18 protein-coding genes and 1 pseudogene are annotated in these 22,842 nt (G+C 72.5%); 10 read left to right on the top strand and 9 right to left on the bottom strand.

Features of this window, described 5'->3' with window-relative positions; translation table 11 throughout:
• Nucleotides 1-12 precede the first annotated feature (12 nt).
• Nucleotides 13-1,599 carry an MFS transporter gene (locus tag OG521_34525; GenBank protein WUW26898.1) on the bottom strand — a complete coding sequence of 529 codons (1,587 nt, stop codon included), beginning with the start codon at nucleotides 1,597-1,599 and terminating at the stop codon, nucleotides 13-15.
• A gap of 297 nt (nucleotides 1,600-1,896) precedes the next feature.
• Here OG521_34525 and OG521_34520 point away from each other — a divergent pair, with 297 nt between their 5' ends.
• Entirely contained in the window at nucleotides 1,897-2,892 is a 996-nt protein-coding gene (locus OG521_34520; GenBank protein WUW25603.1) for an AsnC family transcriptional regulator, read from the top strand.
• 105 nt (nucleotides 2,893-2,997) lie between these two features.
• Here the strand turns inward: OG521_34520 and OG521_34515 are convergent, their stop codons facing one another.
• Entirely contained in the window at nucleotides 2,998-3,789 is a 792-nt protein-coding gene (locus tag OG521_34515) for a metal-dependent hydrolase (GenBank protein WUW25602.1), read from the bottom strand.
• Between the two features lie 170 nt (nucleotides 3,790-3,959).
• Between OG521_34515 and OG521_34510 the strand changes: the two genes are divergently transcribed.
• Nucleotides 3,960-6,473, top strand: coding sequence for a DUF3516 domain-containing protein (locus OG521_34510; GenBank protein WUW25601.1), 2,514 nt, complete (start codon nucleotides 3,960-3,962; stop codon nucleotides 6,471-6,473).
• A gap of 46 nt (nucleotides 6,474-6,519) precedes the next feature.
• Nucleotides 6,520-7,401, top strand: coding sequence for an acyl-CoA thioesterase II (locus OG521_34505; protein WUW25600.1), 882 nt, complete (start codon nucleotides 6,520-6,522; stop codon nucleotides 7,399-7,401).
• A 4-nt stretch (nucleotides 7,402-7,405) separates the two neighbouring features.
• Here the strand turns inward: OG521_34505 and OG521_34500 are convergent, their stop codons facing one another.
• A complete protein-coding gene (locus tag OG521_34500) occupies nucleotides 7,406-7,594 on the bottom strand; it encodes a DUF6011 domain-containing protein (protein WUW26897.1) in 189 nt (62 codons plus the stop codon).
• 331 nt (nucleotides 7,595-7,925) lie between these two features.
• Here OG521_34500 and OG521_34495 point away from each other — a divergent pair, with 331 nt between their 5' ends.
• A complete protein-coding gene (locus OG521_34495; GenBank protein WUW25599.1) occupies nucleotides 7,926-9,686 on the top strand; it encodes a cation:proton antiporter in 1,761 nt (586 codons plus the stop codon).
• 51 nt (nucleotides 9,687-9,737) lie between these two features.
• Here the strand turns inward: OG521_34495 and OG521_34490 are convergent.
• Nucleotides 9,738-10,522, bottom strand: a pseudogene (locus tag OG521_34490) (DUF5911 domain-containing protein).
• Between the two features lie 166 nt (nucleotides 10,523-10,688).
• Between OG521_34490 and OG521_34485 the strand changes: the two are divergent.
• Both OG521_34485 and OG521_34480 read left to right on the top strand, forming a co-directional pair.
• The gene (locus OG521_34485) at nucleotides 10,689-12,125 is read left to right on the top strand and encodes a DUF2252 domain-containing protein (GenBank protein WUW25598.1); all 1,437 of its coding nucleotides are present in this window, start codon (nucleotides 10,689-10,691) and stop codon (nucleotides 12,123-12,125) included.
• Nucleotides 12,126-12,267: 142 nt separating this feature from the next.
• Entirely contained in the window at nucleotides 12,268-13,608 is a 1,341-nt protein-coding gene (locus OG521_34480; GenBank protein WUW25597.1) for a chloride channel protein, read from the top strand.
• Nucleotides 13,609-13,643: 35 nt separating this feature from the next.
• Here OG521_34480 and OG521_34475 read toward each other — a convergent pair whose 3' ends face one another.
• Nucleotides 13,644-14,078 carry a hypothetical protein gene (locus tag OG521_34475; protein ID WUW25596.1) on the bottom strand — a complete coding sequence of 145 codons (435 nt, stop codon included), beginning with the start codon at nucleotides 14,076-14,078 and terminating at the stop codon, nucleotides 13,644-13,646.
• Between the two features lie 162 nt (nucleotides 14,079-14,240).
• On the opposite strand from OG521_34475, the gene OG521_34470 reads away from it, so the two are divergent.
• Nucleotides 14,241-14,822, top strand: coding sequence for an XRE family transcriptional regulator (locus tag OG521_34470; GenBank protein ID WUW25595.1), 582 nt, complete (start codon nucleotides 14,241-14,243; stop codon nucleotides 14,820-14,822).
• 13 nt (nucleotides 14,823-14,835) lie between these two features.
• Nucleotides 14,836-15,402 (top strand): GNAT family N-acetyltransferase, encoded by a 567-nt coding sequence (locus OG521_34465; protein ID WUW25594.1) that lies wholly within the window; start codon nucleotides 14,836-14,838, stop codon nucleotides 15,400-15,402.
• On the opposite strand, the gene OG521_34460 is transcribed toward OG521_34465, so the two are convergent.
• From OG521_34460 to OG521_34450, 3 genes are all read right to left on the bottom strand, one after another.
• Nucleotides 15,372-16,619: an amidohydrolase family protein gene (locus tag OG521_34460; protein ID WUW25593.1), complete on the bottom strand. Its 1,248-nt coding sequence runs from the start codon at nucleotides 16,617-16,619 to the stop codon at nucleotides 15,372-15,374. The two genes, OG521_34465 and OG521_34460, sit on opposite strands and share 31 nt — an antisense overlap.
• Before the next feature lie 47 nt (nucleotides 16,620-16,666).
• Complete coding sequence (locus OG521_34455) at nucleotides 16,667-18,097, bottom strand: MFS transporter (protein WUW25592.1); 1,431 nt, start codon at nucleotides 18,095-18,097, stop codon at nucleotides 16,667-16,669.
• Between the two features lie 91 nt (nucleotides 18,098-18,188).
• Nucleotides 18,189-19,730: an amidase gene (locus OG521_34450; GenBank protein ID WUW25591.1), complete on the bottom strand. Its 1,542-nt coding sequence runs from the start codon at nucleotides 19,728-19,730 to the stop codon at nucleotides 18,189-18,191.
• 150 nt (nucleotides 19,731-19,880) lie between these two features.
• On the opposite strand from OG521_34450, the gene OG521_34445 reads away from it, so the two are divergent.
• On the top strand, nucleotides 19,881-20,885 hold the full coding sequence (locus tag OG521_34445) for an Lrp/AsnC family transcriptional regulator (protein WUW25590.1): 1,005 nt from the start codon (nucleotides 19,881-19,883) through the stop codon (nucleotides 20,883-20,885).
• A 36-nt stretch (nucleotides 20,886-20,921) separates the two neighbouring features.
• A complete protein-coding gene (locus OG521_34440) occupies nucleotides 20,922-21,410 on the top strand; it encodes a glutathione peroxidase (GenBank protein ID WUW25589.1) in 489 nt (162 codons plus the stop codon).
• A gap of 75 nt (nucleotides 21,411-21,485) precedes the next feature.
• Here the strand turns inward: OG521_34440 and OG521_34435 are convergent, their stop codons facing one another.
• Nucleotides 21,486-22,715 carry an acyl-CoA dehydrogenase family protein gene (locus OG521_34435; protein WUW25588.1) on the bottom strand — a complete coding sequence of 410 codons (1,230 nt, stop codon included), beginning with the start codon at nucleotides 22,713-22,715 and terminating at the stop codon, nucleotides 21,486-21,488.
• Between the last annotated feature and the right edge of the window lie 127 nt (nucleotides 22,716-22,842).

The following is a 22,842-nucleotide window of genomic DNA, read 5'->3' as shown; positions in this document are numbered from 1 at the left end:
GCGCGCCGGCTCTCAGCCGTGTCCCCGGACCGGAACCGGTTCGCCGCCGTGGCCCGGGGCGGCCTGGCCGGACGGGCCGGGGTCCGGGTGCGAGGCGGCCGCGGGGACCTTCACCGAGGCGGTGGGCGTCCCGCCCGGCCGGCGCAGCAGAACCGCGGCGACGAGGGCGGCGAGCAGCGTGAGTGCCGCGGCGACGATCAGGCACAGGCGCATGCCGTCCAGGAAGGCGTCGCCCACGGCGCCCAGGGCCGGGCCGGTGGCAGCGCCCAGGTCCATCCCGGCGACCGCACCGAGCCCGCCCTCGCGGGCGGCGTCCACCATGCCCTGCCGGGCCGCTCCCGTGACTCCGGCGTCGGCGAGGTGGCCGGGGAAGGTGTCGAGGGCCCGGGCGGTGAGGAGCGCGCCGAGGACGGCGGGGCCGAGCGCGCCGCCGATCTGCCGGAACGCGTTGTTGCCGGCTGCCGCCATGCCCGCCAGGTGGTGGGGCACGGAGGCGACCGCGGTGGCGGTCATGGGCGTCAGGACGCCGCCCATCCCGAGGCCCAGCAGGGCCAGCCGCCAGGCGACGGAGGCGAACGACGTGTCCGCGTCGAGGGTGGTCAGGGTGAGCAGCGCGGCGGTGACGACGAGCAGTCCTGTGGTGATCAGGACGCGGGCGGGGACCCGGTGCATGAGACGTCCGACGGGCCCTCCGGCGAGAATCGCGGCCGCGGTGACCATGAGGAGACGCCAGGCCGCCTGCAGGGTGTCGAGCTGCTGCACCAGGCCGAAGTAGAGGCTCAGCAGGAAGAAGAAGCCGATGAGCGCCAGGAAGGTGATCATCGCGACGAGGGTGGTGGCCGTGAAGGCCGGGCTGCGGAACAGCGTCAGGTCCAGCATCGGGCTGTCGCTGCGCCGCTCGGCGACCACGAACGCGACCGCGCCGGCCGCGGCGACGGCCAGCGCCACCAGGACCGGGACATCGGTGAAGGAACCGGCACCGCCCTCGATCACGCCGTACACCAGCGCGGTGATGGCCACCGCCGCGGTGATCTGGCCCGGCTGGTCGAGCCGTCGTCCGTGGGGGGCGCGGGAGTCCGTCAGCAGCCGCGCGGCGACGGCCGTCGCGAGCAGGGAGACGGGTATGACCAGGAGGTAGATCCACCGCCAGGCCACGTGCTCCAGTACGGCCCCGGCGATCAGCGGGCCGACGGCCAGCGCGGCCAGGAGCGAGGTCGCCCACAGGCCGATGAACTTGCCGCGCTCGCGGGGGTCGGGCACCACATGGCTGATCAGGGCCAGCGTCGTCGGCAGCAGGGCGGCCGCGCCCAGTCCGGCGAGCGCCTGGCCGGTCCACAGGACCTGGACCGACGGGGCGGCGAGCGCGACGGCGGCGCCGGCGGCGGAGAACAGCAGGCCCGCCTGGAAGACCTTCTTGCGCCCGTGGACGTCGCCGAACACTCCGGCGGTGAGGATGAACGCGGCCATGGGCAGGACGAACGCGTCCTGCACCCAGGACAGTTGGGCCGTCGAGGCGCCCAGTGCCGCCTGGATCGCGGGCAGGCTCACGGCGACGGTGGTCACCGGCAAGTAGGCGACGAACACGCCCAGGCAGGCCATGACGAGCGTGGCCGCCCGCCGGTCGGGCCGGCCGCTCGCCGAGGATGTGACGTTCAAGGAGACGCTCCTTTGCGGCGCAGCGCGCCGCGGTTGATGTCCAGCGGGGTCTCCGTCCGCCCCCGAGGAACCGCACGACTGCCGCACGAGGGCGCGCGCACCGGCGATGCCGCACGGCTCCCGCTCCCCTCGGACGGACCCGCGCCTCAGCATCGGCGACACCCCGCGAAATCAACGAGCCGAGGGCCACTACCGGGGCAGAACCACCACCGGAGTCACCCCTCGTGACAGACTTCCGCCGTGATCGACGACGTGGACATGAAAATCCTCCGCATCCTTCAGCGCTCGCCACGTGCCCCGTTCCGGCTCATCGGCGAGGTGATCGGAGTGTCGGAGCAGACGGCGGCCCGGCGCTGCCAGGCGCTGCGCCGCAGCGGCGCGATGCGGGTCGTGGGCCTGGTCGATCCCGCCGTCCACGGCGAGGCGCAGTGGGTCGCGCGCATCCGCTGCCGCCCCGACCGCGCCGTCCCGCTCGCCGACGCGCTGGCGCGGCGCCCGGACATCGCGTACGCCAGTATCGCCTCGGGCGGCTCGGAGATCATCTGTGTCGTCCGCTCACCGCTCCACGCCCCGCGCGAGGACATGCTGCTCCAGCAGTTGCCCAGGTCCGCCGCCGTGCTCGACCTGAGCATCGATCTGCTGATCCACCCCTTCGGCAGCCCCGGCACCGCGGGCTGGACCGGCTTCGGCGGTCATCTCACCCCCGAGCAGGAGGAGCGGCTGACCACCGGCCCCGCCCCCGCCCCGGCCGGTCCGCTCCTTCCCCTCACCGCGCAGGACGGTCCGCTGCTCGACGCGCTGGCCGAGGACGGCCGTACCTCGCACACCCGGCTCGCCGAGGTCACCGGCTGGTCCAAGGGCCGCGTCGCGCGACGGCTGGAGTCACTGGAGGCGTCCGGCACGCTCTCGTACGACATCGACCTGCTGCCGGAGCATCTGGGCTTCCATCTCAACGCCACCCTCTGGATGCGCGTCGCTCCCGCCGCTCTGGCGCGCACCGGTCAGGAGATCGCCGGGCACGAGGAGGTCGCGTTCGCCGCCGCCACCAGCGGCGACCACAATCTGCTGGCCATCGTGATCTGCCGCGACGCCGAGGACTTCTACCGCTACCTGACCACCCGGCTGGCAGCCACCCCCGGCGTCGACGCCTACGGGGTCAGCATCCGGGTCCGCCGGCTCAAGCAGGCGGCCTCCCTGATCTCGCACGGCCGGCTGGTCCCTCCGTCGCCGGGGTAGCGGTGGGGCGGTTGTCGCCCCGCACATGCCGGACGGCGCCCCGGGCGGGATGGAATCCGCCCGGGGCGCCGTCGTGTGCCCGGGAACCGCCGGGGAGGCGCTGCGTCAGATGACGTTCATCGCGGCTGCCGCGCCCACTCCGCCCGCCAGCATGAACACCGGCATCAGCACCTTCAGCTCCACCCAGCTGCCGGCCCTGAACCGCATGGGCTTCGGCGGGCCGATCGGGTACCAGCGCTTGCGGCCGACCGGGATCGGCCACAGGATCGGGCAGCCGGAGACGGTCAGTGCGTCACCGATGTCATGGACGAGGGCGCCCAGCACGATCGGCAGCCCGAGCCACATGTACTCCTGGCCCGGCGCGTCGAACAGCCAGTCGGAGCCGTTGCCCGCCTTGTCCAGGACGCCCGCGAGGATCCACGCGCTGGTCGCCCCGAGCAGCCAGACAAGGACGTCGCTGGACACCCGGGCGGCCCGCCACAGCAGCCCCTCGACGGCGAGCACCAGGTGGACGAAGAGGATCGCCAGCACCGCCCACCGGCCGCCGGTGACCGCCGCGGCGGAGGCGCCCGCGCCGATCAGGACCGCCCACAGCCAGGTGTGGGTCAGGGTCCGGTGGCCGCCGTTGCGGTTCGAGTCGCCCCGCAGCTTCGTGGCCTTGTAGACGGCGTGCGAGAGCTTGTCGACGATCTCGCAGAGGCCGCGGGAGATCGGCCCGAAGGCGCGCGAGATGGTCGCCGACTTGTGGTCGAGGTCCGGGGCGAGCGCCGCACCCGCGGTGATCAGCGCGCCGACGACCAGGACGGGCCACGGCATGGTGTGGCCCGTGGCGGCCGCGGCCGCGCCCACCCCCAGCCAGGCCGCTGCTCCTGACAGAGAGTGTGCCGGTCCCATCATGGCTGTTTCCGCCCCCGTAGGTGTAGAGAGGTGCGCCGGGTCCCGCCCGTGCACGAGTTCCGGCCATCGTCGTTGCGGTGCGGCCGAGTTGAGTGGGCAGCGTATCGTCCGTGATCTTCGCGCGATCGTCCGGTTCCCTCATCCGGGCGGAAGACAGGCAAGATGGGGGCGTGACCCTTATCGATCAGCTGCCCCCGACCGACGACCCCGACGCCCTTTTCGAGGCTTTCTCGTCATGGACCGAGACGCAGGGGATCACTCTCTATCCTGCTCAGGAGGAGGCGCTGATCGAGGTGGTCTCCGGGGCCAACGTGATCCTCTCCACCCCGACGGGATCGGGAAAGAGCCTGGTCGCGGCGGGTGCGCACTTCACCGCCCTGGCCCAGGACAAGGTCACCTTCTACACCGCCCCGATCAAGGCCCTGGTCTCGGAGAAGTTCTTCGACCTGTGCAAGCTGTTCGGTACGGAGAACGTCGGCATGCTCACCGGCGACGCCTCGGTCAACGCCGACGCCCCGGTGATCTGCTGCACGGCCGAGGTGCTGGCCTCCATCGCGCTGCGTGACGGGAAGTACGCGGACATCGGCCAGGTCGTGATGGACGAGTTCCACTTCTACGCGGAGCAGGACCGCGGCTGGGCGTGGCAGATTCCGATCCTGGAGCTGCCGCAGGCCCAGTTCGTCCTGATGTCGGCCACGCTCGGTGACGTCCGGATGTTCGAGGAGGACCTGACCCGCCGTACCGGCCGCCCCACCTCCGTGGTCCGCTCGGCGACCCGGCCGGTCCCGCTCAGCTACGAGTACCGGCTGACGCCGATCACCGAGACGATCACCGAGCTGCTGGACACCCGGCAGTCGCCGGTCTACATCGTGCACTTCACGCAGGCCGCGGCGGTCGAGCGGGCGCAGTCGCTGATGAGCATCAACATGTGCACCAAGGAGGAGAAGGAGAAGATCGCCGATCTCATCGGCAACTTCCGCTTCACCACCAAGTTCGGCCAGAACCTCTCCCGTTACGTACGCCACGGCATCGGTGTGCACCACGCCGGGATGCTCCCGAAGTACCGGCGGCTGGTCGAGAAGCTCGCGCAGGCCGGTCTGTTGAAGGTCATCTGCGGTACGGACACGCTCGGCGTCGGCGTCAACGTCCCCATCCGGACGGTGCTGTTCACCGCGCTGACCAAGTACGACGGCACCCGGGTGCGGACGCTGCGGGCACGCGAGTTCCACCAGATCGCGGGCCGGGCCGGCCGGGCGGGCTTCGACACGGCGGGCTTCGTCGTCGCCCAGGCCCCCGAGCACGTCGTCGAGAACGAGAAGGCGGTCAAGAAGGCGGGTGACGACCCGAAGAAGAAGCGCAAGGTCGTCCGCAAGAAGGCGCCCGAGGGCTTCGTCGCCTGGTCCGAGACCACGTTCGACAAGCTGATCCAGTCCGACCCGGAGCCGCTGACGTCCCGTTTCCGGGTCACGCACACCATGCTGCTCTCCGTCATCGCGCGCCCCGGCAACGCCTTCGACGCGATGCGGCATCTGCTGGAGGACAACCACGAGCCGCGCAAGGCGCAGCTGCGGCACATCCGCCGGGCGATCGCGATCTACCGTTCGCTGCTGGACGGCGGCGTCGTGGAGCGGCTGGAGAAGCCCGACGCGGAGGGCCGTATCGTGCGGCTCACCGTCGACCTTCAGCAGGACTTCGCGCTGAACCAGCCGCTGTCCACGTTCGCGCTCGCCGCGTTCGAGCTGCTGGACGCCGACTCGCCGTCGTACGCGCTGGACATGGTCTCGGTGGTGGAGTCGACGCTCGACGACCCGCGTCAGATCCTCGCCGCGCAGCAGAACAAGGCGCGCGGTGAGGCGGTCGGGCAGATGAAGGCCGACGGCATCGAGTACGAGGAGCGGATGGAGCTCCTCCAGGAGGTCACGTACCCGAAGCCGCTCAGCGAGCTGCTGTGGCACGCGTACGACGTCTACCGCCAGAGCCACCCGTGGGTCAGCGACCACCCGGTGTCGCCGAAGTCGGTGATCCGCGACATGTACGAGCGCGCGATGACGTTCACCGAGTTCACGTCGAACTACGAGCTGGCGCGTACCGAGGGCATCGTGCTGCGGTATCTCGCGAGCGCGTACAAGGCGCTGGAGCACACCATCCCGGACGACATCAAGTCCGAGGACCTGCAGGACCTCATCGCCTGGCTCGGGGAGATGGTCCGTCAGGTCGACTCCAGTCTCCTCGACGAGTGGGAGCAGCTCGCCAATCCCGAGGTGGAGACGGCCGAGCAGGCGCAGGAGCGGGCCGACGAGGTCAAGCCGGTCACGGCCAACGCGCGCGCCTTCCGGGTGCTGGTGCGCAACGCGATGTTCCGCCGGGTCGAGCTGGCCGCGCTGGACCGGGTCCGCGACCTGGGCGAGCTGGACGGGGACGCGGGCTGGGACGAGGACGCGTGGGGCGAGGCGATGGACGCGTACTGGGACGAGTACGAGGAGCTGGGCACCGGCCCGGACGCCCGCGGGCCGAAGCTGCTGAAGATCGACGAGGACGCGGAGCACGGTCTCTGGCGGGTCCGGCAGACGTTCGCCGACCCGAACGGCGACCATGACTGGGGCATCAGTGCCGAGGTCGATCTGGCCGCGTCCGACGAGGAGGGCCGGGCCGTTCTCCGGGTCACCTCCGTGGGCCAGCTGTGAGCGCGTCCCCGCCGGTGGCGACGCTGCGAGAGTGGAGAAGAACCGCATGACGAACCCCGCCGAGCGTCTGGTCGACCTGCTCGACCTGGAGCGGATCGAGGTCAACATCTTCCGCGGCCGCAGTCCCGAGGAGTCCCTGCAACGGGTCTTCGGCGGGCAGGTGGCCGGTCAGGCCCTGGTGGCGGCGGGCCGCACCACGGACGGGGACCGTCCGGTGCACTCGCTGCACGCCTACTTCCTGCGTCCGGGCCGTCCCGGGGTGCCGATCGTCTACGAGGTCGAGCGGGTCAGGGACGGCCGGTCCTTCACCACCCGCCGGGTGACGGCCGTCCAGCAGGGCCGGACGATCTTCAACCTGACGGCGTCGTTCCACCGCCCGGAGGAGGCGGGGTTCGAGCACCAGTTGCCGCCGGCCAGGATCGTGCCCGATCCGGAGGAACTGCCCACGGTCGCCGAGGAGGTCGGCGAGCACCTGGGCGTGCTGCCGGAGGCGCTGGAGCGGATGGCGCGGCGCCAGCCGTTCGACATCCGCTATGTCGACCGGCTGCGTTGGACGCGGGAGGAGATCAAGGACGCGGACCCGCGCAGCGCGGTGTGGATGCGCGCGGTCGGCCCGCTGGGCGACGACCCGCTGGTGCACACGTGTGCGCTGACGTACGCGAGCGACATGACGCTCCTCGACGCGGTGCGCATTCCGGTGGAGCCGCTGTGGGGGCCGCGCGGCTTCGACATGGCGTCGCTGGACCACGCGATGTGGTTCCACCGTCCGTTCCGGGCCGACGAGTGGTTCCTGTACGACCAGGAGTCGCCGGTGGCGACCGGTGGCCGGGGTCTGGCGCGGGGCCGGATCTACGACCGCGAGGGGAATCTGCTGGTGTCCGTGGTGCAGGAGGGCCTGTTCCGCCGGCTGGACACCCCGGTGTCCTGAGGGGTCAGGTGCCCGGCAGCGGATCCTGGTCGACCTCGTGACGGCGGGTACGGATGTCGGGCGGCGCCGGGTGCAGTTTGGCGTCGCACGACGGGCCGAGTCCCGTCCTGCGTGAGGCCGTGCCGGTGAGCGGGCGACCGCACAGGCGGCAGCGCACGACGCGGTGCCCGGTGGCCGCGGTGGTGCCGGGCAGTTGCCCGGTGTCGGTGCCGGGGACGGGTTCTGGGGACTCCACGCGTCGATCATCCCAGGTGGCGTCGTGGCACGCCCGTGGGGCCGGTCCGCGGCCGGTGGCGGCCCTCACGGCGGAGGAGCCGGCCGGTCGGGCGCCACGTGCCTCGCTCCTCCCTCGCCCCTCGGTCCGTTAGCCCATTGGACGGACAGCGCGGCCCGTCGGCCCCGGCGGGCGCGCGCCTGACCGCCGCCGCCGTGCGCCGCCGCGGAAGGTGGTCGCGCGCGGTGCTCCGCGGGCGGCGAGACCGCGGCCCCGGCACCGGAGGGACGTCGGCGAAGGAGGCACGGTCATGACGGCCGATCAGGTGCTCACGGGGCTTGGGCTGATCGTGGTGCTCGCGGTCGGCTCACAACTGCTGGCGAGCCGGCTGCGCGTCCCGGCGCTGCTCGTGCTGCTGCCGGTGGGGTTCACCGCCGGGGCAATCACCGACACCGTCAACCCCGAACGGCTGCTGGGCGCCGCCTTCTCCCCGCTGGTGTCCCTGGCGGTGGCGGTGATCCTCTACGACGCCGGTCTGGGCCTGGAGCTCAGACGGCTCACGGGGCACACGCGCCGTGTCGTGGTCCGGCTGCTCTGGCTGGGGGCCCTGCTCACCCTGGTGTCCGCCGCCCTGTTCGCCGTACCGGTGCTGGACATGTCGATGCCGGCGGCGGTGATGCTCGCCGCCATCCTCGTCGTCTCCGGGCCGACCGTGGTCGGGCCGCTGCTCAACTTCGTCCGGCCCACCGAGCGGCTGCAGCGCGTCCTCGTCTGGGAGGGCTCACTGATCGATCCGGTGGGCGGCATCCTGGGGGCGCTCGTCTTCCATGGCGTCGTCGCCGGCGGCCGGCACGGGTTCGGCAGCCAGCTGGCGGGCTTCATGATCAGTGCGGCCGTCGGGCTGGCCGGGGGCGTCGCCGGGGCGGTGCTGCTGTGGCTGGTGCTGAGCCGGATGCGGCTGAGCGAGGAACTGGCGACCTCGGTGCAGATCGCCGCCGTGATCGGGGCGGCGGCGGCCTGTGACGCGCTCCGCGACGACACGGGACTGATCTCGGCGGTCGTCATGGGGATGGCCATGGCCAATCTGCCGGGCCTGGACATCCCGGCCCGGCGGCCGTTCCTCGAGACGCTGGTCTCCCTGACGATCGGTCTGCTGTTCATCTCCATCTCGGCCACGGTCACCCCGGCGTCCCTGCGGCACGTGGTGCTGCCGTCGCTCGCCCTGGTCGCGCTGCTCGTCCTGGTGACCAGACCGCTGGTCGCCCACCTCGCTGCCCTTCGCACCGATGTGCCGCGCGGGGAACGGTGGTTCATCGGCTGGATGGCCCCGCGCGGCATCGTGGCCGCCGCCACGGCCTCCACGTTCTCGGCCGAGCTGGTCGCGCAGGGGATCGCGGGCGCCGAGCGCATCCTGCCCGCCACCTTCGTCGTGATCGTCGCCACGGTCACGCTGTACGGCCTGACGGCGTACCCGGTGGCCAAGCGGCTCGGGGTGCTGCGCCCCGCGCGGTCCCGGCCGCTGCTCGTGGGCGGCGCCCCGTGGGCGGTCGACCTGGCGTGCGCGCTGCGTTCGGCGGGGCTTGACGTCCTGATGTGGGCCGGCGCGGACCGGGAGCGGGCACGGATCGAGGCGGCCGGGCTGAAGCTGGCCCCCGGTGAGCTGCTCGCCTCGGCGACCGGCGCCGGCGCGGAACTGGAGGGCATCACCGGGGTGCTGCTGCTCACGGACGAGGACGATTTCAACGCCCTCGCGTCGATGACGCTCCGCGAGAGCGTCGAGGGCCCGGTCCACCGGCTCCCGGCGCCCACGGCAGGCCACGGGGTGGTGGCGCCCTACACGGGCGGGGAGTCGCTGTTCGGCGGCGGGCTCAACGGTCCTGAGCTGTCCCGGAGGTTCGGGGCGGGGGCCCGTGTGGTGGCCCGGCCGGCCGGGCCGGATCTCCCGGCGGGCGAGGCGCTGCTGTTCGTGGTGGGGCCGGACGGCCGGCTGACACCGGTCACGGACACCGGGACGCCCACTCCCGCGAAGGGGGACACCGTCATCGTGCTGAGCCCGGCCCCGGCCGCGTGAGCGGCCGTCGGCTGACCCGCGGTGTGCGTCCCGGGCCGGCGTCGCGCCGCTTCAGCCGCGCCGGGTGTCCAGCGCCTCGTCGAGGGTGCGCGCCGCGGTGATGAGCGAGAGATGGGTGAACGCCTGCGGGAAGTTGCCCAGTTGCTCGCCGCTTGGGCCGATCTCCTCGGCGAAGAGACCGACGTGGTTGGCATAGGTGAGCATCTTCTCGAAGGTGTAGCGGGCCAGCCGCAGCCGTCCGGCGCGGGCCAGGGCGTCCACGTACAGGAAGGTGCAGAGGCTGAACGTGCCCTCCGCACCGCGCAGTCCGTCCGGTGAGGCGGCCGGGTCGTAGCGGTGGACGAGGCTGTCGGAGACGAGCGTGCGGTCCATGGCGTCCAGGGTGGAGAGCCAACTGGGGTCCCTCGGGGCCAGGAAACCGACCCGGGGGCATCAGGAGGAGCGAGGCGTCGAGGACCGCGCTCCCGTACTGCTGGACGTAGGACGCTTCCCCGCACGGCGCGCACGGCCCGCACCAGGGTGTGCCGGTCGGTCGGTGCCCCGGTGAGCGAGGGGACCATCCGGTCGAGGACCTCGCCGACCCCGTCCGGTGACATGAACCGGGTGACCAGCACGGCGGTGTCCGGGTAGTAGAGCTGCCGGCAGGAGTGGCCGGGGCCGTCGGGCGACAGCCGGAAGAAGCCGCCCCGGTCGTGGTCGAGCAGGGCGGCGAAGACGCTGGGTGAATCGAACCTCGGCGCGGCCAGCCAGTCGACGACACCCTGGGCGGAGATCAGCGCGACGGTCTGCAGGTCTCCCACGAGACCGTGGTCGGCTATGGGCGGGTACCGGTCCATGCGTGTCCAATCCCAGGCAGGTCCTGCACCACCCACTATCCGCCGGAGTCGGTCCCGGCGCCCGGCCGCCCGTCTGCTGGTGCCGGAACGCTGCCGACCGGCGATGATCGGGAGGAGCCGGGCAGCGTCGTCCCTTCGTGCCCGCACGGTGGTCAGGAGGGTCCCGATGCCGCAGGACATCAGCCCGGTACGGTACGGCGGCGAGTTCCCCACGCCCGACGAGCGGGCGGCGCGCGGCAAGGCGGCCCGCCGTGCGGTGCCGCGCTCCAGCCACGCCGTGTTCGAGCCGCCGGCGGGCCGGCCCGACCCGCTGGACGTCCTGGAGGCACAGTCGGCGGAAAGGGTGCCCGAACTCGTCCCGATCCGTTACGGGCGCATGGCCGAGTCGCCGTTCCGCTTCTACCGGGGCGCGGCCGCGATCATGGCCGCCGATCTGGCGGCCACCCCGGTCTCCGGGATCAGGGCCCAGCTGTGCGGGGACGCCCACCTGCTGAACTTCCGGCTGCTGGCATCGCCGGAGCGGCAGTTGCTCTTCGACATCAACGACTTCGACGAGACGCTGCCGGGGCCCTGGGAGTGGGACGTCAAGCGGCTGGCCGCCAGCCTCGTCATCGCGGGCCGGGCCAACGGCTTCAGCGACCGGGAGCGCGCCGCCGTCGTGCTGGCCACGGTCAGGTCGTACCGCGAGTGGATGATCAGGTTCGCCGGCATGCGCCATCTCGACGTCTGGTACGCGCGTACGGACGCCGAGCGGCTGCGGACCGTCGCGACGGAGCAGTTGCGCAAGCGCGGGCGCAAGCAGGTGGCCCGTGCCATGGCCAAGGCCCGTACCCGGGACAGCCTGCAGGCCTTCGGCAGACTCACCGAGGTGGTCGACGGACGGCGGCGGATCGCCGCGGACCCGCCCCTGCTCGTCCCGGTCGCCGATCTGATGCCCGAGGTGGAGCGCCGGGCCTTCGAGGAGCAGTTCCGGCGGCTGATCGACGGCTACGCCCGCAGTCTGGCCTCCGACCGGCGCACGCTGCTGTCGGGATTCCGCCTCGTCGACGTGGCGCGCAAGGTGGTCGGTGTGGGCAGCGTCGGAACCCGGTGCTGGATCATCCTGCTGCTCGGCCGGGACAGCGGGGACCCGCTCTTCCTGCAGGCCAAGGAGGCCGGTCCCTCGGTGCTCGCCCCGTATGCCGGTGCGGGCCCCTACCGCAACCAGGGCAGCCGGGTGGTCGCGGGCCAGCGGCTGATGCAGGCGGCGAGCGACATCTTCCTGGGCTGGGAGCGGGTGGACGGCTTCGACGGCCGGCCCCGGGACTTCTACGTCCGGCAGTTGCGCGACTGGAAGGGCATCGCCCAGCCGGAGCTGATGGTTCCGCGGGGGCTCGGTGTCTTCGGCGAGGTCTGCGGTGCCACTCTGGCACGGGCCCACGCCCGCTCCGGCGACCGGATCGCGATCGCGTCGTATCTGGGCCGCGGCGAGGTGTTCGACCGTGCGCTCCAGCAGTTCGCGGAGGCGTACGCCGACCGGAACGAGCGCGACCATCAGGCCCTGGTCGACGCGGTGCGGTCCGGCCGGCTGCCCTCGGCCGAGCCGGCCGGCGACGGATCCTGATCCGCGCCGCACGCCGGCCGACGGCGTCACGCCCGCCCGGTGCGGACATACCCGCCCAAGTCGCCACATCGTGGTATCACCGTGGAGACGCTCCCGGCCCGGGGCGTTCACGGGGATCCGCGATGCCTAGGAGACAACGAGCATGCCGGACAAGTCCTCCGGAGCGCCCGCCGCCGGGCCGCCCGATCCCGTCGCCCTGATCCGCACCCGCGGCTACACGGTCCTGCTGGTGATGGTGGCGATCATCGGCGTGCCCGTCTCGGCGGCGGCGTTCGGCTTCCTCGCGCTCGTCTCCGAACTGCAGTCGCTGACGTACCACGATCTGCCCGAGGCCCTGGGCTTCGACGGCACCCCCTCGTGGTGGCCCGTGCCGCTGCTCGCGGTGGCCGGTCTCCTGACCGGGCCGGCCGTGCGCTTCCTGCCGGGAACCGGCGGGCACAAGCCCGCCGAGGGGCTGGTGAGCACCGGCGCCCCGACGGCCGCGCAGCTGCCCGGCATCGCGCTGGCGGCGCTCGCCTCCCTCGGCCTCGGCGCCGTGCTCGGCCCCGAGGCTCCGCTCATCGCGCTGGGCGGGGGCCTGGCGGTGTACGCGGCGCGGCTGGTCAAGCCGGACCTGGATCCGGGAGCCGGCGCCGTGGTGGGGGCGGCGGGCAGTTTCGCCGCGGTCAGCGCCCTGCTGGGCTCGCCGCTGCTCGGTGCGTTCCTGCTGATGGAGGCCTCGGGGCTGGCCGGGATGATGCTCGGGGTGGCGCTCGTGCCAGGGCTTCTCGCGGCGGGGATCGGCGCGCTGATCTTCACCGGGCTCGGCTCCTGGACGGGCCTGGGGACGTACTCGCTGGCGCTGCACGAGGTGCCGCACGCCGACGGCCCCACCGTCGCCGAGTTCGGCTGGGCCGTCGCCCTCGGGCTGGGTGCCGCCCTCGCGGGCGCGGCGATCCACCGGCTCTCGCTGTTCCTCCAGCCGCGGGTGGAGCGGCGGACGGTGGTGGCCACCGCCGTGATGGGGGTGGTGGTCGGGGTGGCGGCGCTCGTGTACGCGGAGGGCACCGGCAAGTCGGGCTCGGAGGTGCTGTACTCGGGCGAGCACGCCCTCGGCCCGCTCCTCTCCGACAGCGCGCAGTACTCGGTGGGAGCCCTGCTGGTGCTCATCGCGTGCAAGTCGCTGGCCTACTGCGCCTCGTTGAGCGCCTTCCGGGGCGGGCCGGTCTTCCCTGCGATGTTCGTGGGCGCGGCCGGCGGACTGGCGCTCGCCCACCTGCCCGGGCTGAACCCGACCTCCGGTTTCGCCATGGGCATCGGGGCGATGTGCGTGGCCATGCTGAAGCTGCCGATGACGTCGGTGCTGCTGGCCACGTTGCTGCTGGGTTCCGAGGGGCTCACGGTGATGCCGCTCGTGATCGTGTCGGTGGTCGTCTCCTACGTCGTCACGCTGCGGATCACTCCCCCGCCCGCGGCGTTCGCGGCGGAGCCGGCCGGGCGGTGAACCGCCCCGCCCCACTCGGGCGGGGCGGCCTCACGTCAGACCCGCTCCCTCTGTTCGGGTGCCGCGCAGAGTGCCCAGATGATGAAGACGTCCAGGGCGATGAGCACGATGGACCACAGCGGATAGTGGGGCAGCCACAGGAAGTTGGCGAGCGCCCCGAGTCCGGCGAGGACGATGCCCACGGCGCGCGCCCAGGCGGCCCCGGTGAACAGGGCGCAGCCGGCCAGCACGATGACGATGCCGAGAACGAGGTGGATCCAGCCCCAGCCCGTCAGGTTGAACTGGAACACGTAGTCGCGGGTGGTGACGAAGACGTCGTCCTTGGCGATGGCGGCGATCCCCTGGAAGACCGCCATGGCCCCGCCGAAGATCATCAGGATCGCCGCGAAGGCGGTCCAGCCCGTCCGGAACGGGCTGGAGGGCGCCGCGGTGTCGCGGGGCGCTCTCGGTTCTCCATTGGTACTGGCCATGCCGGCCTCCTCGGGTAGCGGAACCACCCGGCGGTACGCGAAGTGCCCCGTCCGGGCCTCCCCCGTCCAAGCGTGGCACGGCGGGGCGCGACCGGCAGCACAGGAGCGGCGGCCTCCGGCCCCTGCACCGATTCCTCTCCGAATGGGGATAGCATCTCTGATGTGAGAGAAACAGACGGGAGCGGGATCTCGTCCGTCGAGGCCGGGCTCGCGGCACGCCTCGGTGAACTGCGCGTCGAGCGCGGCTGGTCGCTGGACGAGCTGGCCCGGCGCAGCGGGCTGAGCCGCTCCACGCTCTCCCGGCTGGAGCGCGGCGAGCTGAGCCCGACCGCCGCCCAGCTCGGGCGGCTGTGCACCGTCCACGAGCGGACCATGTCCCGGCTGCTGCTGGAGGTGGAGGAGCAGCCGCCGCAGCTCGTCCCCGCCGGGCGTCAGACGGTGTGGCGGGACGAGGCGTCGGGTTTCGTGCGCCGGTCCGTCTCGCCTCCGCATCCCGGCCTGCGCGCGGAGATCGTCGAGGGCGTCCTCGACGCGGGCGCCGTGATCGCGTACGGGAATCCGCCGGTCCCCGGCCTCGAGCAGCACATCTGGGTGCTGGAGGGGACGCTGCACCTCACCGTCGACGCCACCGTGCACACGGCCGGCCCGGGCGACTGCCTGCGGTTCCGGCTGCGCGGTCCGTCCCGCTTCCACTGTCCGGGCCCGGATCGGGTCCGTTACGCACTGATGATCGTCGCACCGTGAAAGGACCCGCCGCATGACCGAGATCGTCCCGGTGACCGGACCCGAACTGGTCACCTACGCCGATGAACTGGCCGCCCTCCTGGTGGAGACGGTCGAGGGCGGGGCGTCCGTGGGCTTCCTGGCGCCGCTCGACCGGGCCGCCGCCGCGTGCTGGTGGCGGGAGCGCGCCGCGTCCGTGGAGGCGGGGCACCACCGGGTGTGGATCGCCCGGGACGGCGAGCGGATCGCGGGGACCATCGGCCTCGTGCCGGCCCCGCTGCCCAACGCCCGCCACCGGGCCGAGGTCGCCAAGCTGATCGTCCGCCCGTCGGCTCAGGGCCGGGGGCTCGGCCGGGCGCTGCTCGACGCGGTGGAGCGTTCGGCGGCCGGGGACGGGCTCACGCTGCTGATCCTGGACACCGAGAGCGGCAGCCAGGCCGAGCGGCTGTACCGCTCGGCCGGCTGGACGGAGTGCGGGTCCGTGCCGGACTACGCCGGTGACCCGGCCGGTGTCCTGAAGCCGACCACCTTCTACTACAAGGCGGTCGGCCGGGACACCGCCGCGTCCGCTCAGGCGGCGAGCCCTTCGACGTCCTTGTAGGCGACGCCGTCCTTCATGACCAGCAGGATGTTCGCGGGGTCGCCGAGGGCCCCGATGTCTTCGAGCGGGTTGCCGCGGGCGATCACGACGTCCGCGCGCTTGCCGGGCTCCAGGGTGCCGATCTCGGCGGCGAGTCCCAGGAGTTCGGCGGCCTCGGCGGTACCGGCGCGCAGGGCGCCCATCGGGGTCATGCCGCACTCCACGAGGTATCCGAGCTCGCGCAGGTTGGTGCCGTGCTCGGCGATGCCGCAGTCGGTGCCCATCGCGATCCGCACCCCGCGCTCGACGGCGCGCGGGATGTGCCGGCGGGCGACGTCCTGCCAGTGCTTCTTCTTCGCGTACGCCCAGGGGGCGGCCTTCGCGGGGTCCGGGTCGGTGTTGGCCGTGGTGAGCGTCGGCACGAGGAAAGTGCCCCGCTCCAGCATCAGGCCGATGGCCTCGTCGTCGATCTCGTAGCCGTGCTCGACGCTGGCGACACCGCCCCGCACCGCGTTGAGGATTCCGCCCCTGCCCTGGGCGTGGGCGGCGACCTTCTTGCCCCGGTGTCCGGCGGCGATCTCCGTGATCGTACGGATCTCGTCCTCCAGGAACCCGTCGTCGTCGGGCTGGTCGGTCGGGCTCCACACCCCGCCGGTCGCCGCGATCTTGACGCAGTCGGCGCCCCGGCGCAGCACGTCGCGGACCGCCCTGCGGCATTCGGCGGGGCCGTCGGCCAGCCGCCCCATGGCGTTGTTGTTGGGGCGGTCGTCGTTGCCGGACCGGAAGTCGCCGTGCCCGCCGGTCGGGCTGAGCATGGCGACCGCGACCTGGAGACGGGGGCCGACGAGCAGACCGGACTCGACGGCGCGCCGGTGTCCGGCGTCGGCGCCGCCGAGGTCGCGTGCGGTGGTGACACCGGCTTCGAGGGTCTGCTTCATCCGGGGCCCGGCGAGGAAGGTGAGCAGGCTGTGCGGGAGGGTGGCGATCTCGGCGTGGCTCATGGCCGTTCCCGGGGCGGCCATGTGGACGTGGCAGTCGATGAAGCCGGGGAGTATCGCGTCGCCGTGGACGTCGATGCGCCTCGTCGCGGCCGTGGTGGCGGGGCGGTCCCCGGCCGGGCCCGCCCACACGACGCGGCCGTCCTCGATGAGGACCGCGCCGTCGCGGACCGGTTCGCGCCCGGTGCCGTCGATGAGCAGGCCGTTGTGCAGGAGTACGGAGGTGGTGGGGGCGGGCATGGCGCTGTTCCTTCCCTGGAGAGGGCGCAAGGGGGCTGGGCGGACGTTCAGTTGGCGGCTTTCGCGGGGCGGGCCACGATCGCCGCGGCGACGGCGACGAGGACCGAGACCGCGGCGCAGCACCACCACACGGTGGTGTAGGCGTCGATCGTCGGGATCTCGGTGCCCTTGAAGGTGAGGGCGGTGAGGATGGCCGCGAAGACGGCTCCCGCGACGGAACCGCCCACGGTCTTGGCGGTGTTGTAGATGCCGGTGGCGATGGCGGTGCGCTCGTGGGGGCTGGAGTCGACGATCAGGACGGGCATCGCGCTGAGGGCGAGACCGACGCCCGCGCCGACGACGACGTTGACGACGACGAACTGCCAGGGGTGGTCGTGGGCGGCGATCAGGAACACGTAGCCGATCGCCATGAGGACCCCGCTGAGCGCCAGGGCGCCGCGTCCGCCGATGAGCTTGAAGAGCCGGGAGGCGAACAGCGAGGCGACGAAGGCCATGACGCCGGACGGCAGCATCAGCCAGGCGATCCCGAGGGCGTCGTAGCCGAATCCGTAGCCGACCTTGTCGGCGGGCGAGGAGACGAAGAGCACCAGTGCCGTCTGGGCGCCGAACAGGGCGGTGCCCAGCAGGAAGCTCGCCGCGTAGACGGGGAGCAGGGTGCGCTGCACGGTCAGGCGGATGTCGACGATCGGCTCGGCGACGCGGAGTTCGACCAGGACCCAGACGACGAGGGTGACCGCGGCGACGGCGAACAGGCCGAGGGTGGCCGCGTCGGTCCAGCCCCACTTGGGTCCCTGGGAGATGCCGAGCAGCAGGGTGGCGAGTCCGACGCTGAGGAGTCCGGCGCCGGCCCAGTCGACCCTGCCCTCGGCCCGGGTCTTGGACTCGGGCACCAGGAAGAAGACGACTCCGGCGCACAGGACGGTGGCGGCGGCGGGGATCCAGAGGACGCCGTGCACGGAGGAGATGACCTCGCGGAGCAGTCCGGAGATGACCATGCCGGCGCTGGCGCCGAAGGTCAGCGCCCCGACGAGCATGGCGATGGCGCTGCGGGCGCCCGCGGCGTCCAGCCGGTCGCGGACCAGTCCGATCTCCAGGGGCAGGAGCGCGGCGAGCGGTCCCTGGAGCACCCGGCCGACCAGCAGCACCTCGAAGGAGGGCGCCCAGGCGACGAGCACGGAACCGACGGCGAGACAGAGGACGGCGATGCGCAGCAGCCGCCGGTGGCCGTACATGTCCCCGAGCCTGCCGAACAGCGGCACGGAGACGGCGGCGGCGAGGAGCTGTGCGGCGTTGACCCAGTTGAGGTCGCCCGCGCCGACGTTCAGTACGGTGCCGAGCTCGGGGAGCAGGGTCGGCATCATCCCCTGGATGATGCCGCTGGTCAGCTCGACGAAGACCAGGAATCCGACGACCGCGGCGACGCGGGTGGCGCCGAGGCCGGGCGCGCCGGCGCCCGCGGTGGGCTGGATACGCGACATGGGTTCTCCACTTGGGCACGGCCGCGCGGGGGTGCGCGGCGGGTGGTGGGGCAGGGGACTTCGCAGGTGGGTGACGCGGAGCCGGGCCGGATCAGGGGGTGGGCTGCCGGCCGGCGTCGAGGAGTGAACGGGCCACGGCCCGTACGACGACCAGGTCGGCGGGTCCCGGGGTGATGCCGAGGGCGGCCAGCGCCGCCCCGGTGTCCGGGAATCCGTCGTCCGGGGCGGTTACGGGCGCGGGTGCCGGTCCGGTGCGGTCCGGGTCGTGGAGCGGTGCGGGACGCCGCCCGGGGTCGGGGGCGGCCCGGCGCAGATGCCAGGTGGTGGCGGCCTGGTAGGCCTCGCCCGCGGCGATCAGGGTGTGCTCGCTGCGGGGGCGGCCCGCCAGTTGGAGGGAGAGCGGCAGTCCGGCGGGGTCGGCGCCCATGGGGAGCGCGAGGGCCGGGAAGCCGGTGGGGTTCCAGACGGCGGTGAGGTTGAGTTCCTCGCCGGGTGCGGCCTCCTGCGCGTACGGCCGCGCCGCCGCGGGCCAGGTCGGGGTGGCGACCATGTCGACGCCGTCGGGTCCGTCCATCCGCTCCAGCAGTTGCGCGGTGAGACGTGCGCGGGTGTGCTGGGCGCGGAGGTAGAGGTGGGCCGGGAGGAGTCCGCCCGCGGCGGCCAGCCGGCGAAAGCTCCGGCCGTGCCCGTCCCAGTCGGCTGCGAGCCGTTCACCGTGGGCGGAGAAGGCCTCGGAGAGCATGGTGACGGCGTTGACCGCGAGCAGGCCGCCGAACTCCGGGAGTGCGAACTCCCTTATTTCGGCGCCGAGTTCGGCGAGGGTGCGCAGTGCCTCCGCGAAGGCGTCGCGACAGGTCCCGGTGATGCCGGGTGCGTCCAGCAGTCCGTACGGTACGCCGATGCGCAGCCCTCGCACGCCTTCGGCGGCGGGCCGGGGCCGGCCGGTCATCGCATCGAGCAGGAGTCCGCAGTCACGGGCGGTGACGGCCATCGGGCCGAGGACGTCCTGCGAGGGGCTGAGCGGGACGCAGCCGTCGACGGGCAGCAGTCCGAAGGTGGTCTTGAGACCGGTGGTCCCGCAGAGCGCGGCGGGCAGCCGGACGCTGCCTGAGGTGTCGCTGCCGAGCGCGCCGAGGAAGAGTCCGGCGGCGATGCCCGCGCCGTTGCCGGTGCTCGATCCGCCGGTCCAGCGCTCGGGGTCCCACGGGTTGCGGGGCACCGGGAAGGTGTGGGCGGGGTCCGGGCGGCCCATGGCGTACTCGGCCATGGTGGTCTTGCCGAGGACGACGGCGCCGGCGCCGCGCAGCCGGGCGACGGCCGGTGCGTCGAGCCCGCGCCACCAGTGCGGGTCGTGGACGGGGCTCTGGGCGGTGGCCGGGCCCTCGGCGGTGGCGAGGTTGTCCTTCACCGCGAGCGGCAGCCCGTGCAGCGGACCGCGGTCACCGGCGGGGAGCGAGTCGGCCGCACGGGCGGCGGCAAGCGCCTGCTCCGGGAAGCGGGTCACGTACACGCCGAGGAGCGGGTCGAGCACCTCCGCGTCGGCGAGCGCGGCAGTCACGAGTTCCGCACTGCCGACGGCGCCCGAGCGAAGCGCCGAGGCAGCGTCGGCGAGGGTGGCGAAAGGCTGCTGCACGCTGCACCTCTGAAGGGGGATGTGGCCGGTTCTGATGAAGTAGGGCGATGCTAATCTCCGATCAAGAAACGGCCGGGAATTGCTCTTCCCTGTCGTGAATCATGATCGAATGCAGCTTTTTCCCACACGGTCTCCCGGTACGGATTCTCGATGACTGAAAATCTCCCCTCGCTGAGCGAGCTGGACCTGGCCCTGGTCAACGCCTTGCAGATCAATCCGCGGGCCCCCTGGACCGAGCTGGCGAAGGCCCTGGACATCGACGCGGCGACCGCGGCCCGGCGCTGGGAGCGGCTGCGGTCGGCGGGCCATGCCTGGGTGACGGCGTATCCGTACGGCGCCTCGGGAGCCGGTGCGCTGATCGAGATCGACTGTGCGCCGGGGCAGGCGGGGGCGGTCGCGGAGCTGCTGTCGGCGGACCCGCACGCGGTGACCGTGGAGCATGCGGCGGGCGGCCGCGATCTGCTGGTCACGGCGATGGCCATCGGCTTCGGCGCGCTCTCGCGCTACATCGTGGACCGGCTCGGGACCATCCCCGGCATCATGGCGACCCGGGCGCATCTGATCACCCGCAGTTACACCGAGGGCAGTGTGTGGCGGCTGACGAGCCTCAGCCGTTCCCAGCAGGAGGCACTGGCCGGGTCCCGGCGGTCGGCGCTGGGAGACGCCCCGCATCTGCCCGAGTACGCCGAACTCGTCACCGCGATCGGCGAGAACGGGCGGATGTCCCTCAGCGAGCTCGCCGACCAGCTCGGCATCTCGGTGAACACCGCGAGCCGCCGGCTGAACCGGCTGCTGGAGGCGGGCCGGCTGGTGATCCGCTGCGACCTGGCCCGCTCGCTGTCGGGGTCACCGGTCGCCGTGACCTTCTTCGGCACCGTGGCGGCCGAGCATCTGGACTCCACCGCACGGGAGTTGGCCAAGCTTCCGGAGATCAGGCAGTGCCTGGGACTGGCCGGTCCGCAGAATCTCATCGCGACCGTCTGGGTCTCGTCCCTGGTGGACGCCCAGGCCCTGGAGGTACGGCTCGCCGCGACCCTCCCCCACCTGCGGATCGCCGACCGCGCGGTCGCGCTGCGGGCGGTGAAGCTGATGGGCCGGCTGCTGGATCCGGACGGCCGGGCGGTCGGCTTCGTGCCGATGAACCTGTGGGCGTAAGAATGGCGTGGAAGACACCGAAGAGGAGAGACACCCATGACGCTGCACGACATCCCGCTCCACACCCTGACCGGCGAGCCGACCACGCTGGGCGCGTACCGCGGCCGGGCGGTCCTGCTGGTGAACGTCGCCTCCAAGTGCGGACTGACCCCGCAGTACGCCGGTCTTGAGCGGCTCCAGAAGGAGTACGGGGACCGGGGCCTCACCGTGCTCGGCGTGCCGTGCAACCAGTTCGGCGGCCAGGAGCCCGGCAGTTCGGAGGAGATCCAGACGTTCTGCTCGACGACGTACGGCGTGAGCTTCCCGCTGCTGGCGAAGACCGAGGTCAACGGCGCGGGCCGGCACCCGCTCTACGCGGAGCTCACCCAGCTCGCGGACGCGGACGGGGAGGCCGGTGACATCCAGTGGAACTTCGAGAAGTTCCTGATCTCGCCCGCGGGCGAGCCGGTCGCCCGGATCCGTCCCCGCACGGAGCCGGACGCCCCGGAGGTCGTCGCGGCCATCGAGGCCCAGCTCCCCGCCTGAGCATCGGAACGGCTCCGGCCCCCTCCCCTGTCGGTGTGACAGGCGGAGGGGGCCGGAGCCGTTCGGGAAGCGGGTTCAGCGGATCGGCATCCCGGACAGGGTGCGGGCGATCACCAGGCGCTGGATCTCGCTCGTGCCCTCGAAGATCGTGTAGATCGCGGCGTCCCGGTGCATCCGCTCCACCGGGTACTCACGGGTGAAGCCGTTGCCGCCGAGGATCTGGACCGCCTGCGCGGTGACCTTCTTGGCGGTCTCGCTCGCGTACAGCTTGGACATGGAGCCCTCGGCGGCCTCGAAGGGCTTGCCGGCGCTCGCCATCCACGAGGCGCGCCAGACGAGCAGCCGGGCCGCGTCGATCCGGGTGCGCATGTCGGCGAGCTGGAAGGCGATGCCCTGGTTGTCGATGATCGGGCGGCCGAACTGGGTCCGGGTCTTCGCGTAGTCCAGCGCGACCTCGTACGCGGCCCGGGCGGTGCCGACCGCCATGGCACCGACGGCCGGGCGGGACGCCTCGAAGGTGGCCATCGCCGCGTTCTTCACGCGCTCGCCGCCACCGGAGGCGGCGCGCTCACGGGCCCGGGCGAGGCGCTGGTCGAGCTTCTCCTTGCCGCCGAGCAGGCAGTGGCCCGGGATGCGCACGTCCTCCAGGACGACCTCGGCGGTGTGCGAGGCGCGGATGCCGTGCTTCTTGAACTTCTGCCCCTGGGAGAGGCCGGGGGTCCCGGGCGGCACGATGAAGGAGGCGTGCCCCTTGGAGCCGAGCTCCGCGTCGACGACCGCGACCACGACGTGGACGTTGGCGATGCCGCCGTTGGTCGCCCAGGTCTTGGTGCCGTTGAGCACCCACTCGTCCTTGGCCTGGTCGTACACAGCGCGGGTGCGCATCGATGCGACGTCGGAGCCGGCGTCCGGCTCGGAGGAGCAGAAGGCGGCGACCTTCACGTCGTTCGCGTCGCCGTACATCTGGGGAATCCAGGTGCCGATCTGCTCCTCGGTGCCGTTCGCGAGGACGCCGACGGCTGCCAGGCCCGTACCGACGATCGACAGCGCGATGCCCGCGTCGCCCCAGAACAGCTCCTCCATCGCCATCGGGATGCCGAGGCCCGTAGGGTCGAAGAACTGCTGCGCGTAGAAGTCGAGGGAGTAGATTCCGACCTTGGCCGCCTCCTGGATGACGGGCCAGGGCGTTTCCTCACGCTCGTCCCACTCCGAAGCGGCCGGACGGATCACATCGGCGGCGAAGCCGTGAAGCCAGTCACGGACCTGCTTCTGGTCGTCGTTGAGATCGAGCGTGAACTCGGCCATGTTCCCCTCCACGTACTGCCGTCAAAAACCCATCGTTACTTGCGGTAACAACAGTCTGTTACCGGCAAGTAGCCTCTGTCAACCGCCCGGGCCTCGATCCGCACCCCGCCGGACAGGGTGTTACGTT

It is taken from the genome of Streptomyces sp. NBC_01463, assembly GCA_036227345.1.
Taxonomy (GTDB): Bacteria; Actinomycetota; Actinomycetes; order Streptomycetales; family Streptomycetaceae; genus Streptomyces.
This window is presented reverse-complemented; position numbering and strand designations above follow the sequence as displayed.